This is a genomic window from Corallococcus sp. AB045, from assembly GCF_003668895.1.
GTDB lineage: Bacteria > Myxococcota > Myxococcia > Myxococcales > Myxococcaceae > Corallococcus > Corallococcus coralloides.
The window spans coordinates 1-19,746 of record NZ_RAWN01000132.1 but is presented as its reverse complement, the minus strand read 5'-3'; the positions used below and the strand labels follow the sequence as shown (position 1 = coordinate 19,746).

The following is a 19,746-nucleotide window of genomic DNA, read 5'->3' as shown; positions in this document are numbered from 1 at the left end:
GGCACCGCGGTCCTGACGCTTAAGAGGTAGCCTGGGGGTCCTCCCCCCGGATGTCCCTGGGGGGAGCGGCGCCGGAGGGATTTCCGTGACGAAGGTGCGTAAGGTGAACAAGGCGGATCCGCTGGCGGATCTGCCCCGGTGGGCGCAGCAGCTGGCGCGCAAGTACTACACGAAGACGGTCAGCACCTTCCTGCTGTACGGGGCCGTGAGGGACCTGCAGCCCCTGCAGCTGGAAGACGGCGGGCGCGGCTTCGGGACGCTGAAGACGTTCCTGTCCGAGGAGCTGTTCGGCGGGCGCGACCACGTCCTCTTCTACGACCGCTCGTCGGGCATCCGCTCCGCGACGCCGGAGACGCAGAAGGACCTGGCGCGGGCGATGACCGGCTACGACGCCATGTACGGCACGGACTACGCCAAGGTCATGCCGCGCGACCCGGGCCGGGCGCTCCAGATTCTGGAGAACTTCCTGCGCATGCGCCTGAGCGAGGGCCGCTCGCTGGCGCTCATCATCGACTACGCGGAGACGCTGGTTCCGGGCGGGGAGATGAGCCACCTGTCCGCGGAGGACCGCTTCGTGGTGGCCACGCTGGACAAGTGGGCGCACGACCCGCAGTTCCTGGCGGGCGACGTGTCGGTGGTGCTGCTGGCGGAGAACCTGTCGGACGTGTCGCCGCGCATCAGCCGCAACCCGTACGTCGCGCCCATCGAGCTGCCGCTGCCCACGGAGGAGGAGCGCCTGGAGTACGTGCGCTCCAAGCTGGAGGGCAAGAAGCTCCAGTCGGTGTCGGAGGTGCCGGTCGCGGGCCTGGCGAAGATGACGGCCGGCCTGTCTCGCATCAACCTGGACCGCGTGCTCACGGAGGCGCTGGAGCGGGAGGTGCGCATCACTCCGGAGATGCTCAAGGAGAAGAAGAAGGAGCTCATCCAGGCGGAGTGTCACGGCCTGCTGGAGTTCATCGAGCCCGCGCACACGCTGGACGCGGTGGCGGGGCACGCGCCCGCCAAGCAGATGCTGCGGCAGGCGGCGTCCGCGCTGAAGAAGGGCCGCATCGAGGTCATGCCCATGGGCTACCTGGTGAGCGGACCGGTGGGCACGGGCAAGACGTTCATGGTGAGCTGCTTCGCCGGGGAGATTGGCATCCCGGTGGTGAAGTTCCTGAACTTCCGCAGCCAGTGGCAGGGCGTGACGGAATCGAACCTGGAGAAGATCTTCAACCTGCTGAAGGCCCTGTGGCCGGTGGCGGTGATGGTGGACGAGGCGGACACCTTCCTCGGCAACCGCGACTCCGGCGGGGACTCCGGGACGAGCAGCCGCATCTTCGGCTCCATCGCGTCCTTCATGGGCAACACGCAGTACCGCGGCAAGATTGTCTGGTTCCTGCTGACGGCGCGCCCGGACCTGCTGCCCATCGACCTGAAGCGCCAGGGCCGCGCGGAGGAGCACCTCGCGCTCTTCTATCCGCAGACGGATGAAGAGCGGAACGAGCTGTTCCAGGCGATGAGCAAGAAGACCGGCGTGTCCGTGGAGGGCGTGGAGTCCTTCGCCGCGCTGATTCCCGGCGGCGTGCGCGCCTTCAGCGGCGCGGACATCGAGGCGGTGATGGTGCGCTCGAAGTTCCGCGCGCTGGCGGAGGGACGTGACCAGGTGACGAAGGACGACCTGGCCGCGGTGCTGGCGGACTTCGTGCCGCCCAGCTACCCGCTGGAGATTGAGATGCAGAATCTGGTGGCGGTGCAGGAGTGCACCAGCCGGGCGCTGCTGCCGGAGAACTTCCGCAAGCTGGACCGCGACTACATCAGCAAGCGCGTGCGGGAGCTGAAGATGCTCCTCGAAGAACAGTAGAGCGCTAGCCAACGGTGACGGGGACGCCCAGGTGCGGGTCCTGGAGCGTCTCCACCACCGCGATGCGGTCGCCCACGGCGAGCGCGTCATGCAGCACGAGGATGTCCTCGTTCGCGTGGCGGATGCAGCCGTGGGACACGTCGCCGCCAAGCAGGGCGGGGGCGCTGGTGCCGTGCAGCTCCTCTCCGCTGCGCTGTCCATCCGCCCAGGACAGGTCCAACAGCCGGGCGCCGAACACGTGCCGGTCGTTCCACAGCCGCGCTCCCGCGTCCTCGGTGGCCACCTGATCCAACTTCGCGCGGACGACCTTGAGGCCCGGATGCGTGGGCGTGGCGGCGGTGCCCACCGCGTTGGGGAAGATGTCCACGAGTTGCCCCGTCGGGTCGAAGAGGAAGGTGCGGTGCTCGCGCAGCGCGATGACCACGCGCACGGGCTGGCCCGCGTAGAACGGAGAGGGCAGGGCGCGCGACTGACCCCGTGAGCCCGGAGCCGGAGCGAGCACCTCCAGGGCCTTCAGCGTGGCGGCGTCGAGCACCCCACTGGAGCGCAGGCCCGCATGCACCTGGAAGTTGCGGAGCGCGCGGGCCGTGTCCGGGCCGTAGCGTCCGTCCGCGCCGCCGTACAGCGCGAACCCCATGTCCATGAGCGCGCCCTGCACCGAGCGAAGTCCGTCTCCTTTCGAGCCTGTGCCCAGCACCGTCGCGCCGGACGCTACGTCCGCGAGCTGAGGCGACCCTGCGAAGCGGGGATGCTCCAGGCCGCCTGCCACCGGAACCGCCGCGCGCGAGAGAGCGATCCCGGGCACCGTCTCGGCCGCGGTACCAACCGTCACCGCACGCGCCGCATCCACCTGCGTTGCCGGTGCAACCAGCGCCGTCACCCGCGAGGCACGCGCCGCATCCACCTGCGTTGCCGGTGCAACCAGCGCCGTCACCCGCGAGGCACGCCGCGCCTCCTCCTGCGTGACGACGGTCGCCGCCGTGCTTGTCGCGATGTCGCGAGCGCGCTCCTCCTGCACGGACACCCCGTCGGACAGCGGGGCGACGGAAAGCCCCCGCGATGCCGAGCCCGCGGCCGGAACGGGCCCGCTGAAGCGCGTCAGCGAATTGCCACCAGAGACCGTCCTGTCCCCCGGACGTTCGACTCCACGGGGCAGGACGGACAAGACAGGCGAGGACTCACGCGTGTCGGGCGTTTCAGAGGGAAGAAGCGGTGACTCTCGAAGCAGTGCGGATGCGAGCATGGCGCCGGGGACTGCAAGGTCCCGGCCGTCGCGCCATGCCCGGGTGCCACACTACGGCGCGCTCAGCGACAGCAGCTTGCCGGTGGGCACCGTGCGGTGGTCCTTGATGTGGTTCCACTTCATGATGTCCTGGACGGACACGTTGTAGCGCTGCGACACCGACCAGAGCGTCTCGCCCTCGGCCAGCGTGTGCACCTTGCCCTTGGGGCCCACGGGCGCCTGTCCCGCCACGGCGTTGGCCACCACGATGGTGCCGCCGCGCTCCTCCACCTTCGCCGGCGCCGCGCCCTTGGACTCCGTCGGCCACACCGCGAGCAGCGTGCCCAGCGACAGCGTGCGGTTGCGCTTGGGCAGGTTGTTCCACTTCTTCAGGTCGTCCACCGACACCTGGAAGCGGTTGGCGATGAGCCACAGGCTGTCGCCTTCCTGCACGCCGTAAGTGATGCGCGTCTTGCCATCCACCTTCTCCGTCTTCACCGGACCGGCCGCCACGGGGCCCCGAGGCGTGCCCGCCGGAACCTCGTCCTCCGGCCGCGTCGCCACCACGCCGCTGCGCCGCGCCTGCGCCACCTTCGCCGCCAGCGCGCCGCCAACCCCCGCGTCACCGCTGCCACCCCGGCCGTTCGCCGGCACCGGAATCACCAGCTCCGCGCGCACCTTCAACACCCGCGCGCTCTTCAGCCGGTTCATCTGGAGGATGGCCTCCGCCGCCGTGCCGTACTTCTGGGCAATCTGCGACAGCGTGTCGCCCTTCTTCACCGTGTGCACCCGGAACGTCAGCCGGTCCGCCGGTGACAGTTTCGCCAGGTTCTGCGCGAAGAGCGTCGTGGTGCCGCGAGGCAGCTTCAGGGTGTAGGGCTTCGCGGCCGTCGCCGGAGGCGTGCACCAGCGCTTGAGCTCCGGGTTCAGCTCCTGCACGTCCGTCACGCTCACCCCGGCCGCGCGCGCCACCACGTCCAGGTCGGTCGCGTCCGTGAGCTTCACCTCGTCGTACTCCAGCGTGGACTCGTACTGGAACTCCTCCTCGGAGAAGCCGAACGCGGTGGGGTTCTTCGCCACCAGCGCCGCGGCGATGAGCTTGGGCACGTAGTGCTTCGTCTCCTTCGCCAGCCCGGGCTCCTCCGCCAGCACCCAGAAGTCGTTCGTCCCGTAGCGCGCCACCATCTTGCGCACCCGGTACGAGCCCGTGTTGTAGCCCGCCCACGCCAGGTACCAGTGGCCCAGCTCGCCGTAGAGGTCCTTCAGGTATGACGCCGCCGCGTGCGTGGCCTTGATGGGGTCGCGCCGCTCGTCCACCCAGAAGTCCTGCTTGAGGCCGTACTGCTTGCCCGTGCTGGAGATGAACTGCCACGGCCCGGCCGCGTGCGCCCACGAGTACGCGTTCGCGGAGAAGCCGCTCTCAATCATCGCCAGGTACACCGTGTCCCGGGGCAGGCCCTTCGCCTCCAGGATGGGCTGCATCACCGGCAGGTAGCGCGTGGAGCGCGCCATCCACTTGCGGAACCACTTGCGGCCGGGGCCCTGGAAGAACTGGATGTACTCGGCCACCCGCGGCTGCATGTCCACGGGGATGTCGTAGCGGTCCTTCACCTGCGAAATATCGAAGCTCGCCAGGTCGGTGATGCGCGCCAGCGGCGGGGCGGTGTCGTCCTCGCGGAAGGTGGGCTCCTCCAGCGCGTCCAACATTCGCAGCCGCAACGGGTTCGTCAGGCCCAGCCGCCGCAGCGACTGCATCATCTCCGCGTTCGGCTTCGCCTCCGGGTCCAGCGTCGCGCCCTCCAGCGCGCGCAGCTCCTCCAACTCGGCGGACTCGTTCTCCACCTCCTCCGTCTCCTCGCCTTCCTCCATGGGAGCGGGGGGCGTGGCCAGGCTGCCGTCCGCCGTCAGCGAGGGGGCCTGCGAGGAGGGCACCGCATGCACGCCGGGCGGCGGCACGGGTGACGGCGCCACGCCCTGCGAGGAGGGAACCGAGGCCAGGGCAAGCAGGAGCAGAGAAAGCGGCATGGGAACGCCAGGCGAGGTCGCCCAGAAGCAGGCGAAGCCCGCAGTATTCGCCAGCTTTCTTGACAGTCAAACAACAAGTCGCTCGGTATGCCCCCGGGAAGGACCCACCGTAGGAGCGAGCGACCCTAGTTCGCCGGAGGCTCTCCTGCCTGCCCGCTCTTCCCCGTTCCGCCATGGCCGGGACCGAGGATGCGAGGCAGGTAGGTGGCGAAGTCGAAGTGCGGCGAGTTCTCCGTGTTGTGGCAGGTGACGCACACGGCCTGTCCCGGCTTGCCCACGATGGTGGCCGGGCTCGGCGCGTCGACGTGCTTGGAGCCTGGACCGTGGCAGCTCTCACAGCCCACGTCCTCGCGGCCCGCCACCTTGTCCAGCCGGCACACGCCGCCGGGCTTCTGCCAGGCGGTGATGTGACAGCCCACGCAGTTGAGGTGGTGCTGCTTGCCCACCTCCTCCAGCGTCTCCCATGCGTGGTGGTGCTTCGTGCGTTCCCACACGCCGGTCGCGTCCGGGTGGCAGTCCGCGCACACCGCGCTGCCGACGAAGCCCGCCTGGCCCTTCGGAGGCGCCGGGCAGTCCTGGCCATGTTCCTTCGCCCACGCGAGGTTCAGCTGGCCCACGTTCGCGTCGTACGCCTTCACCAGCGCCTGCGCGTCCGGCGCGGTGGGCAGGTTCGACTCCAGCGGCAGGAAGCGCAGCGCGAAGCCGTTGACGCCGTCGGTGGGCGCGGGCGGCGCGGTGAGCATGCCCTGCTTGCGCGCGGAGAGCTCGTCGCGCTTGCCCTGCTTCAGCGTCTTCAGGTTCGGGTCGATGCCGGGCCGGGCGATCTCCTTGTCCAGGAGCGCGATGCGCTGCTCCAGCGCTGTCACTTCCCGCTCCACGTCCCCCTGCGAACGCTGCGGGATGAAGGGCCCCTTCGCCGGCGCGTACGTCAGGTCCACGCGCAACAGCGAGCGTCCCTTGCTCTGCAGCGCCACCACCGGCACGTCGGAGCGCACCAGTCGGTTCTCCTCCGCGGAGAACTCACCGGCGCTGTGCGTGGCCACCACCAGGTTCGCGGCGAGGCCCGGCAACGCGGCGGCGGCCTGCGCGGCCTCCAGCGGCTGGTCCAACAGGCCCACCACGAAGTCCGCGCCCTGCTCGCGCGCCTGCTGGCTCGCCTTCACCAGCGCCTCGCCGGACGCCGCCGCCACCACGCCCACCTTGCGCGTCCCCGCGTCCAGCACCTTCACGCCGCCCGCCGGTAGCTCCGGCAGGCCCAGGCCCTGGCGGAAGGCCGCGCCGCGCGTGTCGTCCAGCTCGCCCGTGGCGCGCGCGGCGATGCCCATGGTGCGGAACGCGTCCGCGAGCGCCTTCGCCTTGAGCTCCTCCTGCGGCACCTGCTCCGCCTTGAGGTGCGTCTCCCCGAAGAGGCTGTTGCCGCCGTCGATGTACAGCACCGGCTGGCCGCCCTGGCGCGCCTGCTGCACCTGGAACGCCGCCCGGCCGATGCCGCCGCGCATGTTCTCGCTGCAGCCGCACGGGCCCAGGTATCCCCGCGTGTCCGCGGAGATGAACAGCACGGCGCCCGGAGGCGCGGCGGGAGTGGGGGAGACAGCCTGCTGCTGCCCGGGAGCGCTGCCCGCGCCGCTCTCCGGGGCGCGCGGCTCCTGGCGTCTGCAACCGGTGAGGAGCGCGCTCACGAGCACCGCAAGGACGGCCGCGCGCATCGTCATCACCAGAGGATGCTCTGCACCAGTTCGTCGATCTTCTCGCCCATCGCCTCCAGGCCGTTCACCTTGGAGAGCGAGCCGTCCGCGCCCACCTGCTCGGCCAGCTTCGACAGCTCGTCGTCCGGCAGGCTGGAGAACAACACGATGGGGATGTCCTGCGTGTTGTACTCGTTCTTCAGCGTGCGGCAGATGTCCGTGCCCTTCGCCTCGGGCATGTGGATGTCCGTGAGGATGAGGTCCGGCCGCCAGCTCTGAAGCGTTTTCTCAAACTCCATGAGAGTGGAGGTGGCCACGACCTCATAGCCCCGCGCCTCCAGGACGGCCTTCTCCATGGCGAGGGTGATCTCGCTGTCGTCAATGAGGAGGATTCTTCGCTTCTCTTCGGACACGGCGACCTTCCTTGGGGGTCGGTTCTAGCCCACCACCCAGCGGCGCACCAATGCTTTCCCGTGTCGCGTTCCAGCATGGGTTTTCTGTCCCCGGCCCCGGGCTTCCCAGCGGCCGGGCGGGCTCGGAAACACCCACCGTCTTTCCCGGACAACCGACCGCACACGGAGTATGGAGGCGCCCATGAAGCGCCATGCCTCCCGGGTCCTGGTGGTCCTCCTTCTCCTGGGGTGCGTCCTCGGTGGCCTCCCAGTGCTGGCCCTCAACAACGGCCTGGGGCAGGTCCCACAGGACCTGGACCGCACGTCGCCGCGCGCCACGGCCCAGGGCTTCCTGGACGCGGTGCATCGTGGGGACTACCCCCGCGCCGCCCACTACCTATACCTGGACCACCTTCCGGCGGCCGAGCAGCCCGCGCAGGGCGCCCAGCTCGCGCGGAAGCTGAAGTTCGTCCTGGACCGCGAGCTGTCGGTGGACACGTCCGTCCTGCCGAAGACGCCGGAGGGCGAGTCCCCCACTTCGCGCTTCGTGTCGCTGGGGGCCATCCCGCTCAAGGGCGAAAGCGTGCCCATCCGGCTGCAGCGCATCGCCGTGGAGGGCACGCCCACCTGGGTGGTGTCGGAGCCCACCGTGAAGATGGTGGACCCGCTCTTCGAGGAGTACGGCCCGCTGCTCACCGAAACGCTCCCGGCCGTCTTCTTCGACCGCACGGTGTTGGGGCTGGAGCCGTGGCAGTGGCTGGGACTCGTGGTGACGCTCCTGAGCGCGTGGGTCCTCTCCTATCTCCTGGAGAAGCTCCTGCTGGCCGCGGCGCTGCGGGTGGCGCGCTGGACGCGCATCTCCTGGGACGACCAGATCGTCAACGCGGGCCGGGGACCTTTGCGGCTGCCCTTCTTCGCCATCCTGCTGGCGCTGGGCACCTCGTTCCTGCTCCTGCCTCCCAAGCTGAAGCTGCTGAGCGACCGGGTGAGCTACTCACTCACCATCGTCGCGGTGGCGTGGTTCATCCTGCGCTTCCTCCGCGTGTCGGAGGCCTACGTCCAGAGCCGCGTCACCTCCGAGTCCAGCCCCCACCGCCGCGCGCGCTCGCTGCGCACGCAGCTGGCCGTGCTGCGCGCCGTCTTCGAGGTCGCCACCTACGTCATCGCCGCCGCGCTGCTGCTCATGCAGTTCGAGGTGGTGCGCAACGTGGGCGTGTCGCTGCTGGCCTCCGCCGGTATCGCCGGCCTCGCCATCGGCCTCGCCGCGCAGAAGTCGCTGTCCTCGCTGCTCGCCGGCATCCAGCTGTCCATCACCCAGCCCGTCAGCATTGGCGACAACGTGCTGGTGGAGGGCGAGTTCGGCACGGTGGAGGAAATCACCCTCACGTACGTCGTGCTGCGCATCTGGGACCAGCGGCGCATGGTCATCCCCATCAACCAGTTCCTGGACAAGCCGTTCCAGAACTGGAGCAAGGGGTCCCCGGAAATCATGGGCACCGTCATCCTCCAGGTGGACTACATGGCGGACATCGACGCGCTTCGCGCGGAGCTGGACCGCATCCTCGCCAACGAGGCGAAGGACCTGTGGGATGGGCGGGTGAAGACGCTGGTCGTCTTCGACGTGATGGACAAGACCCTCACCGTGCGCGCCCTGGTGAGCGCGGCGAACTCCAGCAAGCTGGGCGACCTGCGCTTCCTCGTGCGCGAGCGGCTGGTCGTCTTCCTGCGCTCGAAGCCCCACTGGCTGCCCATGGTTCGCAGCGAGTCCCGTCCCGCGCAGCCCCCGCCCTCCCGGGACGACCAGGAGGAAGCCATCCAGGGCGCTCCCGAGCCCCGATCCTGAAGAAGAGCGCCTGGGAAAACGGGCGCTTGCACGGACGCTCGCCGCGCGATGAATATGTCGGCCCACGCGGCGTATGACGCGCGTAAGAGCACTCGCACCCAAGCTGGGGAGTCCATCAGATGAAGCGTCCTGTCACGTTGTGCGGAGCCCTGGCGCTCCTGGCCGTCGCCGCGCCGCTCACCGCGAGCGCCCAGGAGCGGGGCCGCACCGACGGGCCCGAGGAGTCGGAGTACGGCAAGGGTGGCTACGGCGACAACCGCCGCGGCGTGTCGCTCCAGTTCGACTGGGGCGCGGCCATCAACTCCGGGGAGAACCCCCGGGGCGCGCCGGAAGGCCCGCCGCTGTTCGTGGGCGCCACCGTGTCCCTCTGGGGTGATGACTGGTACCGCCTGGACGTCAGCGGCGCGTACGTCTTCGACGGTGGGCGCTTCGTCGGCAACGTGGGCCCCACGTTCCGCACCTGGGGTTGGCCGTTGGCCTTCACCCTCGGCCTCAAGGCGGGCGCCATCGTCATCCCGGAGGGCGAGGGCCTTCGCTTCGCCCTGTCGCCGCAGGTGGGCGCGGAGCTCTTCCTGGACCGCCGCGACCGCGTGCTCATGGGTCTGCACTACTCGCCGGACATCCCCATCGGGGGAGGAGGAGTCACGAACCGGTTGTTCATGAACGTCGGATACCGGTTCTGACGGAAACGCCATGATCGCTCAACTGCTCGCCGCCGCTGTCGCGTTGACCACGGCCCAGGCGCCTCGCGCCGCCTCGCCGTCCGTGGCACTGCCGTTCCCGTCGGGGGATGTGCAGACCTACAACATCATCCAGTGGGACCCGAACGCGCTGCCGCGCATCTATGAGCGGTCGGACCAGCTCCCGCTCACCGACGAGGAGCTGACCAAGCTGTCGCAGGCCGGCTTCGAGCCCGCGCAGCTGGTGAAGATGATCGAAGAGCGCCGCTGCGCCTGCGACGCGAGCGCGGACGGCCTCATCCGCCTGAAGAAGGCGGGCGTGGACAAGACGGTGCTGGCGGCGGTGTCGCGCCATGGCCTGGCGCCCAACCGGCAGCTGGACATCCTGGTGACGCTGGACTTCACCGGGGAGAGCCGCACCGCGCGCGAGGCGTTCCTCTACTTCTTCGTGGACGACGGGGACATCACCCGCGTGTTCTCCGCGAACCTCCCGGAGCTGCTGCAGCGCCGCAACAGCCACGAGACCATGGTGGACCGCAGCGACATCATGGTGGCGCGCACGGTGCGCCGCATCCAGCTCGCGGGCCACGTGCCGCTCAAGACGTACGGTGCGCACCGCGTGATGGTGGCCGCCAGCGCCAGCCCCACGCTCACGCACCCCTCGCAGCTGACCCCGCAGGAGCGCGCGAAGGCGCAGACGTACACCTTCGACTATCCGCGCGCGTCCTTGCAGAGCCTCTGCCGGCTGACGGCCGGCTACCGCCGCGACGCGGTGCTTGCCTACAAGTGGAACTTCGAAGGCAGCCGCTTCGAATGCGAATGGAACTAGGAGTCGACCCGACCATGAACACCCGCCGCCTGTTGCTGTCCGCCCTCGTCGCCGTGTCGCTCGCCGGCTGTGGAGGCCCCCGCGCCTTCACGCGCGGCACCTACGAGGACCCCAACACCATCGAGATGCTGGGCGACCGCTTCAACGAGAACGACCTGCAGCTCATCGCGAAGAAGATGGCCGAGTCGCTCGCCAACTCCCCGCGCTTCGCTCAAGCCCCGCCGCAGGGCGCGGCCCTGCCCATCGTCCTCGTGGGCAAGCTGCGCAACAGCACCAGTGAGCACATCGACATGCGCTCGCTGGGGGACAAGATTCAAACGGCGCTCGCGCAGACGGGCCGCTTCGCGCTGGTGGACCAGCAAGCGCGCCAGGACATCGCGGAGGAGTACGAGTACCAGCAGTCCGGCTACGTGAACCCGAACGCCGCCAAGGCCCCGGGCCAGCAGGCGTCGGTGGACTTCCTGATGACGGGCGACCTCGCGTCCATCATCCAGGAGGTCGGCCGCGACAAGCTCGTCTATTACAAGATGACGGCGAAGCTGAACGACGTGCGCACCGGCACGATTGCGTGGACGGACGAGAAGCAGATCCGCAAGAAGTTCGAGAAGCAGGGCGTGAGCTGGTAGCCGTCCGCCGTGTCCAACCTCCTCGACATCGCATCCCAGGCCCCGCGCGTCCCCGCCGCTTCCCCGGCGGCGGCGCGTTGGGGCCTGTTGTTCGTCCTGGCCCTGAGCGCCTTGAGCTTCGGCACCGGCTGCGCCAGCGACTACGTGGCGCGCACGGCCTCCGCGCGCTCCGCGTACCAGTCCTCCGACTATCCGCGCGCCCTGCGTGAGCTGGACGGCGAGCACAAGGAGGCCCCCGAGCGCGACCAGCTCCTGTTGCTCCTGGACAAGGGCATGGTGCTGCACGCGTCCGGGCAGTGGGAGGAGAGCACGAAGGTGCTGGCCCAGGCGGACGACCTCAGCTCGCAGCTGGACATCACCTCCGTGAGTGAAGAGGCCGGCATCCTGCTCAGCAACGAGCGGCGCCGCGCCTACCGCGGGGAGGACTTCGAGAAGCTGATGATCTCCGTCCTCCAGGCGCTCAACTACGCGGAGCTGGGCCGGGACGAGGACGCGCTCGTGGAGGTCCGCCGCGTCAACGAGCGCATCGAGAAGATGATCACCGAGGAGAAGAAGCCGTACGAACAGCTCGCCATCGCGCGCTACCTGGGCGGCGTGCTGTACGAGGACCAGCGCGAGTGGGACTCGGCCTTCATCGACTACATGAAGGCGTACGAACTGGAGCCCCGGCTGGGCGGGCTGGTGGAGCCCCTCTTGCGGCTGGCGAAGAAGACGGGCCGCGACGACGCCTACGAGATGCTCTCCCAGAAGTTCCCGAACGTGGCGCACGACGCGGTGGGCCCCGGTGAAGGGCAGCTCGTCGTGGTGGTGGAGGCGGGCCTGGCGCCGCAGAAGGAGCGCGCATCGCGCGACTACGGCGACTCCGGGGACCTGATTGAGGTGCCCGTGTACCGGGACCGCGGTGGCACACCGCCGGTGCGCGTGTCGGTGCAGGGACAGGCGGAGCAGGCGGTGACGGTGACGTCGCTGTCGCGCGTGGCCCAGGTGCACCTGAACGACCGCATCGGCCGCATGCTGGCGAAGCAGCTCGCGGGCGCGGTGGCGAAGGCGGGCGTGGCCGCGGGCGTGGGCGCGCTCACCAAGAGCAAGGAGCTGGGCGTGCTCACCTTCCTGTTGCTCAACGCGGGCAACCAGGCGGACCTGCGCTCCTGGCTTTCACTGCCGGCGGAGTTCCAGGTGGCGCGCTTCCGGCTTCCTCCGGGAAAACACTCCGTCCAGGTGGATGCACCGGGCCGGCCCACCACACACCTGGTGGAGGTGAAGCCGGGGCGGGTGGAGGTGCTGGTGGTGCGAAGCTACTGACGGCGTCGTTTTGGGAGTAGGGTGCGCGCCCCATGTCGCCGGTCGTAGCCGAAGTCCTCCTGTACTCCTTCATCGTCGTGGTGAGCGCGCTGGCCGGCGCGGGCGTGGTCATCTTCAATGACCGCTCCACTCGGCTCGTGACGTTCCTGGCCTTCGCGGCGGGCGTGATGTTCGGCGCGGCCTTCTTCCACATGCTCCCGGAGGCGTACGAGGGCGGCGGCTGGTGGGCCTTCGCGCTCGTGCCCATGGGCTTCCTCTTCGTGCTGGTGCTGGAGCGCTACCTCGTGGCCCACGCCTGCGAGGAGCCGCCGGACTGCGCGGAGCACGTGCACGGCCACGCGCTGGGCCTCAGCGCGTTCCTGGGCCTGTCCACGCACACGCTCTTCGACGGCATCGCGCTGGGCTCCTCGGTGAAGGAGGGCGTGGGCGCCATGGCGCTTTTGGCCATCACCGCGCACAAGGTGCCCTCGTCGCTGTCGCTCGCGTCCATCCTCCAGGCGGAGGGAAAGAAGCGCGGCACCATCCTGGCGTACACCGCGCTGTACGGCCTGATGGTGCCGGTGGGCGCGGTGCTCTACTTCGGCTTCGACGCGGTCCTGAGCTTCCAGTCGCTGGCGCCCAAGGCCCTGGCCTTCTCCGCAGGCACCTTCCTCTACATCGCCGTGTCGGACCTGCTCCCGCACGTGAACAAGCACGGCCGGGACAAGCCCGGACGCAACCTGGTGGCATTGGCAGCCGGGTTGCTGGTGATGTTCGTGCTCGCGCGCGTCCTGGGACACACGGAGCACTGACGGCACCATGGAACGACGCAAGGACTGGTACGAGCACCCGGAGTACTACGAGGCCATCTTCGGCACGGACACCGTGCGAGAGGCGGACTTCCTCCAGGAGCTGAGCCGGCGCTTCGGCACGGGAGGCAACCAGTGGCTGGAGCCCGCGTGCGGCGCGGGCCGGCTGGTGGAGGAGGCCGCGCGCCGGGGCCTGAAGGTCGCGGGCTATGACTTGTCGGAGGCCATGCTCGCGCACGCGCGCAAGCGCCTGACCCCCGCGGAGCGCCGCCGCGTGAAGCTGTCCCAGGCGCGCATGGAGGACTTCTTCGACCCGGCGCTGGAGGGGCGCGTGGACCTGGCCCACACGCTGGTCTCCACCTTCCGCTACCTGGACAGCGAGAAGGCCGCGGTGGAGCACCTCACCGGCACCCGTCGCCTGCTCAAGCCGGACGGCATCTACGTGCTGGGCTTCCACCTCACCGACTATGCGCGCTCGGGCCCTGAGCACGAGCGCTGGGTGGGGCAGGTGGGCGCGGACAAGGTCGTGTGCAACACGCACGAGGGCCTGCCGGAGCAGCGCCTGCGCCGCTCGCCCATGCGCAACCGCCTGCGCGTCACCGGGCCCGACAAGGACTGGCTCATCGAGACGACGTGGTACTTCCGCACGTACGACGAGGCCCAGGTGAAGCGCCTGTTCCGCAAGTCCGGCCTGCGTGTCGCCGCCACGTTCGACTTCGACTACGACCTGGACTCGCCCGTGGGGCGCGGCAGCCCGCGCCTGGACCGCGTCTTCGTGCTGAAGCCGGACACGTCCTCCAAGGCCTGACTGGTATGGAATGACCCGGCTGCCTGCCTGTTCGGAAGGCGCGGTTCGTCAGGCATTGGGGCTCGAACGTCAGGGGGGTCTGCGTCCTGTCCGGACGCGTCTGCGTTCCAGTGGGACGCATGTTCGCCGGGGTATTCCTCGTGACCCCGCGAAATCATTGAACTCCCCCTGCTGGCACGACATCCGCAAAGCGTCTGGCCATACGCCGGCAACGGCGTGTACCGCATCCAGCTGCACCCGGAGCGCGGAAGGAGGGGCCGCTCCTTCCGCGCTCTCCATCTGAATCCGCACCTCCCCGCCATCTCCGATAGAGTCCGCGTCTGCTTTTTGGACGGCTTCGCCGGTCGGCGGTGGCGCGGCTTCCGCACGGGAGGCGAGGGGATGCAAGACGAGTTGGCGCAGCTCATGGCTGCGCTTCGGGATTCCAGGGACTTCGAGACCGCGGCGGCGGCGACGTTGCGCCGGATGCTGTCCGTGGCGGACGCAGCGGTGGCGGCCAGCCGCTATGCGGGCCGGGCCCGGGTCCTGCGCGGCATCGTCCACCTGCGTCCCGGCGAAGCGTACCGCCGGCTGGCGGCGCTGGACGTGGGCGCGCGCGAGGTGACGGACGCGGGCGTCGGGACGCCCTTCTTCACCTCCGCCACGGCCTGGCGCGCGGTGGTGGAGCACCGGTGCGCGGTGTCCATCGACGTGAACATCGGCACGGTGCAGCCGCACGCGCCGGACGCGCCGGTGACGGGCGACCCGGGACTCGCGGGCTTCCACAGCAACGAGAGCAAGCAGCGCTTCCTGGGCCGCCACGCGACGCACGTGTGCGTGCTGCCCCTGCGCACGCCCGCGGGCATGGAGGGCATGATTTCGCTGGAGGCGGACTGTCTGGCCGCCATGGGGCAGGAGTTCGTCTGGCGCGATGCCGGGGACCTGCTCCAGCTGCTCACGGACATCGCCGCGCCCTACCTCACCGCGCTGCCGCAGCGGCCGGTGGCCACGCCGCAGGTGGACGAGTTCCTCCCCGTGGTGGGCCGCTCCATGGCGGAGCTCCTGCCCATCCTGCGCACCTTCGCGCTCCAGGACGAGACCATCCTCGTGAGCGGGGCCACGGGCGCGGGCAAGTCGCGCCTGGCGCGCTGGTGCCATGAGCGCTCCGGCCGCCGGGGCAAGCCCTTCGAGACGCTGGACCTGGTGACGGTGCCGGAGGACCTCCAGATGGCGGAGCTCTTCGGCTGGAAGAAGGGCGCCTTCACCGGCGCGGTGCGCGACGCGCCGGGCGTGGTGGCCCGCTCGGATGGCGGCACGCTGTTCATCGACGAAATCGACAAGCTGTCGTTGAAGGCGCAGGCGGGCCTGCTGCACCTGCTGGAGTCGCGCAGCTACCGGCCGCTGGGCGAGGGCACCGGCGAGAAGCTCGCGGACGTGCGCTTCATCATCGGCACCAACGCGGACCTGCTCGCGCAGGTGCGCGCCGGCCGCTTCCGCGAGGACCTGTACTACCGCGTGAACGTGCTGCCGGTGCGCATGCCGCCCCTGCAGGACCGCCAGGACGAGATTCCCCTCTGGGCGCGGTACATGGTGAACCGCCGTCACCGCGAGCGGCTGCCGGAGGGCTCGGCGCGGCTGGCGCCGGAGGCGGAGCTGCTGCTGACCACCAGCTCGTGGCCGGGCAACCTGCGGCAGCTCGACAACATCGTGCGACGTGCGTACACGCTGGCGATGGTGGAGCACGCGGGCAGCACGGGCGACCTGGTGCTCCTGGAGAAGCACGTGGCGCGGGCGCTGGACTACGAACAGTCCCCCGGCGGCCGTCCGCTCCCGGAAGCGCTGCGGGCCGCGGCGCAGGCCTTCGTCGGTGAGGCGCGCCGGCGCGGCACGCCGCTGGACCTGGACTACGCGGACGGCTTCCGCGGGCTGGTGCTGGGCCTGGCCATCCGCCAGGTGGGCCGCGACGAGGCCTTCCGCCTGCTGGGCCGCGAGAGCCTGGTGAAGAACCGTAACCACCACAAGGCGCTCAAGCGCGAGCTGGAGAAGGTGGACGGCCTCTACAAGGCGCTGGGCGAGGAGAGCTCCCCGTTCTCCGACCTGCTGGAGAACGAGGACGCGGACTGACTTGGGGGGCGCGCCTTTTAGCGGATGGCGCTGCCCAGCGGCTGGTAGTTCTCGTCGCGCAGGCCCACGAGCACGCTGGTGCCGTTGTCCGTCACCCGTAGCTCGCCGAAGCGCGCGTTCGCGTAGCGCTCCGCGTGGCCCTCCTGGAAGAAGAAGGCCTCCGCGCCCAGGCGCATCTGCGAGTTGCGGATGCGGAAGCGCAGGCGCACCTCGCCGGGCGCGAGCGGAGTGCCCGGCGTCTCGTAGCGCACGAACTCGCCGACGTTGTGCTCATCCAGGCGCAGCACCACGTTGCCGTCCTCCTGGGGCTGCTCGCGGCCCTCGCGCCAGCCCTGGTTGATGGCGTAGTCGAGCACCATGTAGTCGCCCTGGATGAGCGAGCGCGGATCCACCGGAGCCAGCCGCAGCAGCACGGGCTGCCCTCGCGCGAGCACGGTCTCCTTCTGCACGACGAGGAAGGCGAGCGCGACGAACACCAGCGCGAGCCCACCGAAGATGACGGCGCCGCGTTTCATCGGGCCTCCGTGAGGACGGCGGACTGCCGCCGCAGGAAGAACTGCCGCACGCCCAGCAGCACCAGGCCGCTGCCCGTGAGCGCGAGCGCCTTGGCCAGCAGCGTGATGCGCAGGTCGTAGTAGTAGTACGCGCCGAACGTCAGCAGGAACGCCACCGCCAGCCCCAGCATCACGCGGCTGCGGCGGTGGAAGCCGAGCGTCAGCATCAGCACCGCCACCAGCACGCCCGGCGTGTTCAGCGTCATCACCGTGAGCAGCACGAGCGCGCAGACCGCGGGAATCCAGACGCGCTGCTCCCGCGCCAGCCCCAGCTCGCGCAGCACCCGCCACCCCGTCCACACGAGGAGCAGCGCCAGCAGGATGGAGAGGTACGCGCTCGGGACGAACTGACTCTCGAAGCGGAAGACGTAGCGGAAGCCCTCCTGCGAGCTCTCGAAGCTGCGGAACAGCAGCCACCCGGGCACGGCGCATGCGAGCGCGAAGGCGATGGGCCCCACGCGAGGGCCTGGTTGCCCGCGCCGCAGCATCGGCTCGAAGAGCAGGATGCCGGAGAGCGCGGCGGCGCACAGGAGCATCCACACGTCCACGCCCGCGCCTCCCACGGCATCGAGCGCGAACACGCCGACGGACATGCAGAGGCCCACCGTCGCCAGGAAGTAGAGGATGAGGTCCGGGTACACGGCGAGCAGCACGAGGGACGCCACCGCCCCCGCGAACGCGATGGTGAGGGTGCCCTGGTCCAGCTGCGCCAGCCCCACGAGGAACGCGCCCACGCCCGCCATGCACAGGGCCAGGGCGAGCTGCTCCAGGAAGGGGCCCTGGCTGGTCCGGCGCAGGAGCACCGCCGCCACCGTCAGCACGAGGCCCATGGCGGTGAGCGCCACCTCCTCCTTCCACAGGCCCACGCAGGCGAAGAAGCTGAGCATGAAGGCCGCGGACAGCCACGCGCCGCCGCCCGCCAGCGCCTTCACGAACCAGGGCGAGGCCCCCAGCGTCTTCTGCCGGATCTCCAGGGTGGTGCGGGCGCGCGCGTCCACCCCCTCATCCACGTGGCCCTCGGCCTTGAGCCCCGCCAGCACGTCTTGAATGGTCGGTCGTAGGGCCATGATCAGGTCTCCTCCGAAACGCCCGTGGCTTGCGACTCGTGGCGCAGCCAGTAGACCGCCAGGCTCACCTCGCCAATGAGCACCAGCGGCAGGATGAAGAGGGTCAGCTCGTCGGCGCGCGTCACCTCCAGGAGGAAGTAGCCCACCGCCGTGGTGACGAGCGTGATGACGCTCAGCGCGCCCACGGTGAGCAGGAACAGCTCGCCGTGCAGGTGCCGGTGCAGGGCGTAGATGGCGACCAGCGCTCCCGCCACCAGCAGCAGGGACACGCCGGACTCGAGCGAGCGGTCGTGCCTGCTCACGATGAACAGGATGCCCAGGGTCACCAGCGGCGCCAGCGTCATCAGGGACAACACGCGGGGCATCCACCGCCCCTGGAGCCAGGAGACCTTCTGGTTGGCGAAGTGCTCATACGTCGCCCAGGCGAACCCGTTGAGCAGCCCCAACACCAGCGCGAGCCGCGCCTCGTAGGAGCCGAAGCGCGTCATGCGCTGGCCCCAGAAGAGGATGACGCCCGTGTTGACGAGCACGAGCTGGAGCATCCACAGCGGCGTGAAGCGCGCCAGCGCCACCCACGGGAGGATGAGCACGCCCCAACCGATGAACAGCTCGTATGGATCCGCGCCCGTCTGGTACGCCTGTCCGTACACGGCGAGCAGCGGGCCCACCAGCACCGCGGCGGCGAGCAGCGCGAACTGGCCCGCGGGCCGGTCGCCCAGCCGCCATGCGCCCACCGCCGCTCCGGCCATGCCCAGGCAGATGAGGCCCATCTTCGAGAAGCGCCCCAGCTCCGCCCAGTTGAAGGCGAAGAAGTACACCACGCCCGCCAGCACCAGCAGCGAGCCCAGGGCCATCAACGTCGTGGACAGGAACGCGTGCCACGCGGGCCGCGACGGCGAGGCAACCGCCAGGTGCAGCGCGCGCCCGTACGCGTTCGGTCTCAGGATTCCGGCGTCCGCCAGCGCGTGCAGCCGCTCCGGCGTCGCCTCCAGATCAAGGAAGTCTTTCGGCACGGCGGGGGACTGTACCCGGTTCAAGTGACGCCGGGGACACCTCGCCAGCTCACGGACTGGAGGGCTCCGCGTCCAGGAAGGCCTTCAGCTCGGGGAGCACGCGCTCGGGATGCTCCAACTGCGGACTGTGTCCGCACGCCACGCGCACCACCCGGGCCTGGGGAAGCCCGCGCGCGGCCTCGTCGGCCAGCGAGACGGGCAGCGTCTCGTCGCGCTCACCCCAGAGGAGCAGCACGGGGACCTTCACCTCGCCCAGCCGCTCGCGGCGGTGGAACAGCGGCCCCGTCAGTGGCACCAGCGCGTTGAAGGCCTGCGCGGCTTCGGGCCTGCCGCCGGGCACGCTCAACAGCTCGTAGCCCAGCTGTCCCAGCTTCTCTCCCAGTGGCGTGGGCGGTGGTGGCAGCATCCGCGCCATCGCCCAGGGGCCCAGGTTGCGCGCCAGCCGCTCGGGCCCCGCTCGGAAGAACAGGCGCGAGGCGCGCGGCATCTCCGGACCCAGCCCCATCGCGTCCACCAGCACCAGCCGCTCCACCGGCACCGCGCCGCGCAGCGCGAGCTCCAGCGCCACCAGTCCGCCCAGCGAGTGGCCGACCACCGACACCGGCCCCGGCGCCACCATCCCCAGCGCCTCCTCCACCGGCGCAGTGAAGAAGCGCACCGCGTCCTCCGCGGACCTCACGTGCATGTCGGCCGGGGTGGACTGACCGAAACCGGGCAGGTCCAGGGCCAGCACCCGGTGATGCCGGGCCAGCGCCGTCAGGTACGGGAACCAGTGGGTCGCCGCGTTCCCACGTCCATGGAGGAAGACGACCGTGGAGCGGGCGCCCTCGGGGGGGCCCCCTTCGAGGATCCGCACCGCGCCCCCCCCGGGCAGCCAGTGCACCTGGGGCACCACGGCCGGGGCCAGCTGGGCCAGGAGCCCCGTCTCCACCGGGCCCACGGGGGGCGTGGCGCCCGGTGGAGACG

17 protein-coding genes are annotated in these 19,746 nt (G+C 70.1%); 9 read left to right on the top strand and 8 right to left on the bottom strand.

What is annotated here, in order from left to right:
• Positions 1-85 precede the first annotated feature (85 nt).
• Positions 86-1,843: an ATP-binding protein gene (locus D7Y21_RS27275; RefSeq protein WP_120566854.1), complete on the top strand. Its 1,758-nt coding sequence runs from the start codon at positions 86-88 to the stop codon at positions 1,841-1,843.
• A 4-nt stretch (positions 1,844-1,847) separates the two neighbouring features.
• Here D7Y21_RS27275 and D7Y21_RS27270 read toward each other — a convergent pair whose 3' ends face one another.
• From D7Y21_RS27270 to D7Y21_RS27255, 4 genes are all read right to left on the bottom strand, one after another.
• Positions 1,848-2,861 (bottom strand): L,D-transpeptidase family protein, encoded by a 1,014-nt coding sequence (locus D7Y21_RS27270; RefSeq protein WP_233612298.1) that lies wholly within the window; start codon positions 2,859-2,861, stop codon positions 1,848-1,850.
• Between the two features lie 276 nt (positions 2,862-3,137).
• On the bottom strand, positions 3,138-5,090 hold the full coding sequence (locus D7Y21_RS27265) for a LysM peptidoglycan-binding domain-containing protein (RefSeq protein WP_121716647.1): 1,953 nt from the start codon (positions 5,088-5,090) through the stop codon (positions 3,138-3,140).
• Between the two features lie 125 nt (positions 5,091-5,215).
• The gene (locus tag D7Y21_RS27260) at positions 5,216-6,796 is read right to left on the bottom strand and encodes a cytochrome c family protein (protein ID WP_121716659.1); all 1,581 of its coding nucleotides are present in this window, start codon (positions 6,794-6,796) and stop codon (positions 5,216-5,218) included.
• A gap of 5 nt (positions 6,797-6,801) precedes the next feature.
• A complete protein-coding gene (locus D7Y21_RS27255; RefSeq protein WP_014398957.1) occupies positions 6,802-7,188 on the bottom strand; it encodes a PleD family two-component system response regulator in 387 nt (128 codons plus the stop codon).
• A 181-nt stretch (positions 7,189-7,369) separates the two neighbouring features.
• Here D7Y21_RS27255 and D7Y21_RS27250 point away from each other — a divergent pair, with 181 nt between their 5' ends.
• The 8 genes from D7Y21_RS27250 (at position 7,370) to D7Y21_RS27215 (ending at position 16,146) form a co-directional block, all read left to right on the top strand.
• The gene (locus D7Y21_RS27250; protein WP_121716645.1) at positions 7,370-9,010 is read left to right on the top strand and encodes a mechanosensitive ion channel family protein; all 1,641 of its coding nucleotides are present in this window, start codon (positions 7,370-7,372) and stop codon (positions 9,008-9,010) included.
• A gap of 119 nt (positions 9,011-9,129) precedes the next feature.
• On the top strand, positions 9,130-9,693 hold the full coding sequence (locus D7Y21_RS27245; protein ID WP_014398955.1) for a hypothetical protein: 564 nt from the start codon (positions 9,130-9,132) through the stop codon (positions 9,691-9,693).
• A 10-nt stretch (positions 9,694-9,703) separates the two neighbouring features.
• The gene (locus tag D7Y21_RS27240) at positions 9,704-10,519 is read left to right on the top strand and encodes a hypothetical protein (protein ID WP_120566749.1); all 816 of its coding nucleotides are present in this window, start codon (positions 9,704-9,706) and stop codon (positions 10,517-10,519) included.
• 14 nt (positions 10,520-10,533) lie between these two features.
• The gene (gene lpoB, locus D7Y21_RS27235) at positions 10,534-11,145 is read left to right on the top strand and encodes a penicillin-binding protein activator LpoB (protein WP_120566750.1); all 612 of its coding nucleotides are present in this window, start codon (positions 10,534-10,536) and stop codon (positions 11,143-11,145) included.
• Between the two features lie 9 nt (positions 11,146-11,154).
• Complete coding sequence (locus tag D7Y21_RS27230; RefSeq protein ID WP_233612297.1) at positions 11,155-12,447, top strand: COG3014 family protein; 1,293 nt, start codon at positions 11,155-11,157, stop codon at positions 12,445-12,447.
• Between the two features lie 32 nt (positions 12,448-12,479).
• The gene (locus D7Y21_RS27225) at positions 12,480-13,238 is read left to right on the top strand and encodes a ZIP family metal transporter (protein ID WP_120566751.1); all 759 of its coding nucleotides are present in this window, start codon (positions 12,480-12,482) and stop codon (positions 13,236-13,238) included.
• 7 nt (positions 13,239-13,245) lie between these two features.
• The gene (locus tag D7Y21_RS27220; protein ID WP_121716643.1) at positions 13,246-14,043 is read left to right on the top strand and encodes a bifunctional 2-polyprenyl-6-hydroxyphenol methylase/3-demethylubiquinol 3-O-methyltransferase UbiG; all 798 of its coding nucleotides are present in this window, start codon (positions 13,246-13,248) and stop codon (positions 14,041-14,043) included.
• 381 nt (positions 14,044-14,424) lie between these two features.
• Entirely contained in the window at positions 14,425-16,146 is a 1,722-nt protein-coding gene (locus D7Y21_RS27215) for a sigma-54 dependent transcriptional regulator (protein WP_120566753.1), read from the top strand.
• A 17-nt stretch (positions 16,147-16,163) separates the two neighbouring features.
• Here D7Y21_RS27215 and D7Y21_RS27210 read toward each other — a convergent pair whose 3' ends face one another.
• The 4 genes from D7Y21_RS27210 to D7Y21_RS27195 are packed head-to-tail and all read right to left on the bottom strand — an operon-like array spanning position 16,164 to position 19,720.
• Positions 16,164-16,661 (bottom strand): GDYXXLXY domain-containing protein, encoded by a 498-nt coding sequence (locus D7Y21_RS27210; RefSeq protein ID WP_014398947.1) that lies wholly within the window; start codon positions 16,659-16,661, stop codon positions 16,164-16,166.
• On the bottom strand, positions 16,658-17,767 hold the full coding sequence (locus tag D7Y21_RS27205; RefSeq protein ID WP_121716641.1) for a DUF4401 domain-containing protein: 1,110 nt from the start codon (positions 17,765-17,767) through the stop codon (positions 16,658-16,660). Before D7Y21_RS27205 ends, D7Y21_RS27210 begins: the two co-directional genes overlap by 4 nt.
• Positions 17,768-17,769: 2 nt before the next feature.
• Positions 17,770-18,780 (bottom strand): DUF2157 domain-containing protein, encoded by a 1,011-nt coding sequence (locus D7Y21_RS27200; protein WP_120566756.1) that lies wholly within the window; start codon positions 18,778-18,780, stop codon positions 17,770-17,772.
• A 49-nt stretch (positions 18,781-18,829) separates the two neighbouring features.
• On the bottom strand, positions 18,830-19,720 hold the full coding sequence (locus D7Y21_RS27195) for an alpha/beta fold hydrolase (RefSeq protein ID WP_121716639.1): 891 nt from the start codon (positions 19,718-19,720) through the stop codon (positions 18,830-18,832).
• Between the last annotated feature and the right edge of the window lie 26 nt (positions 19,721-19,746).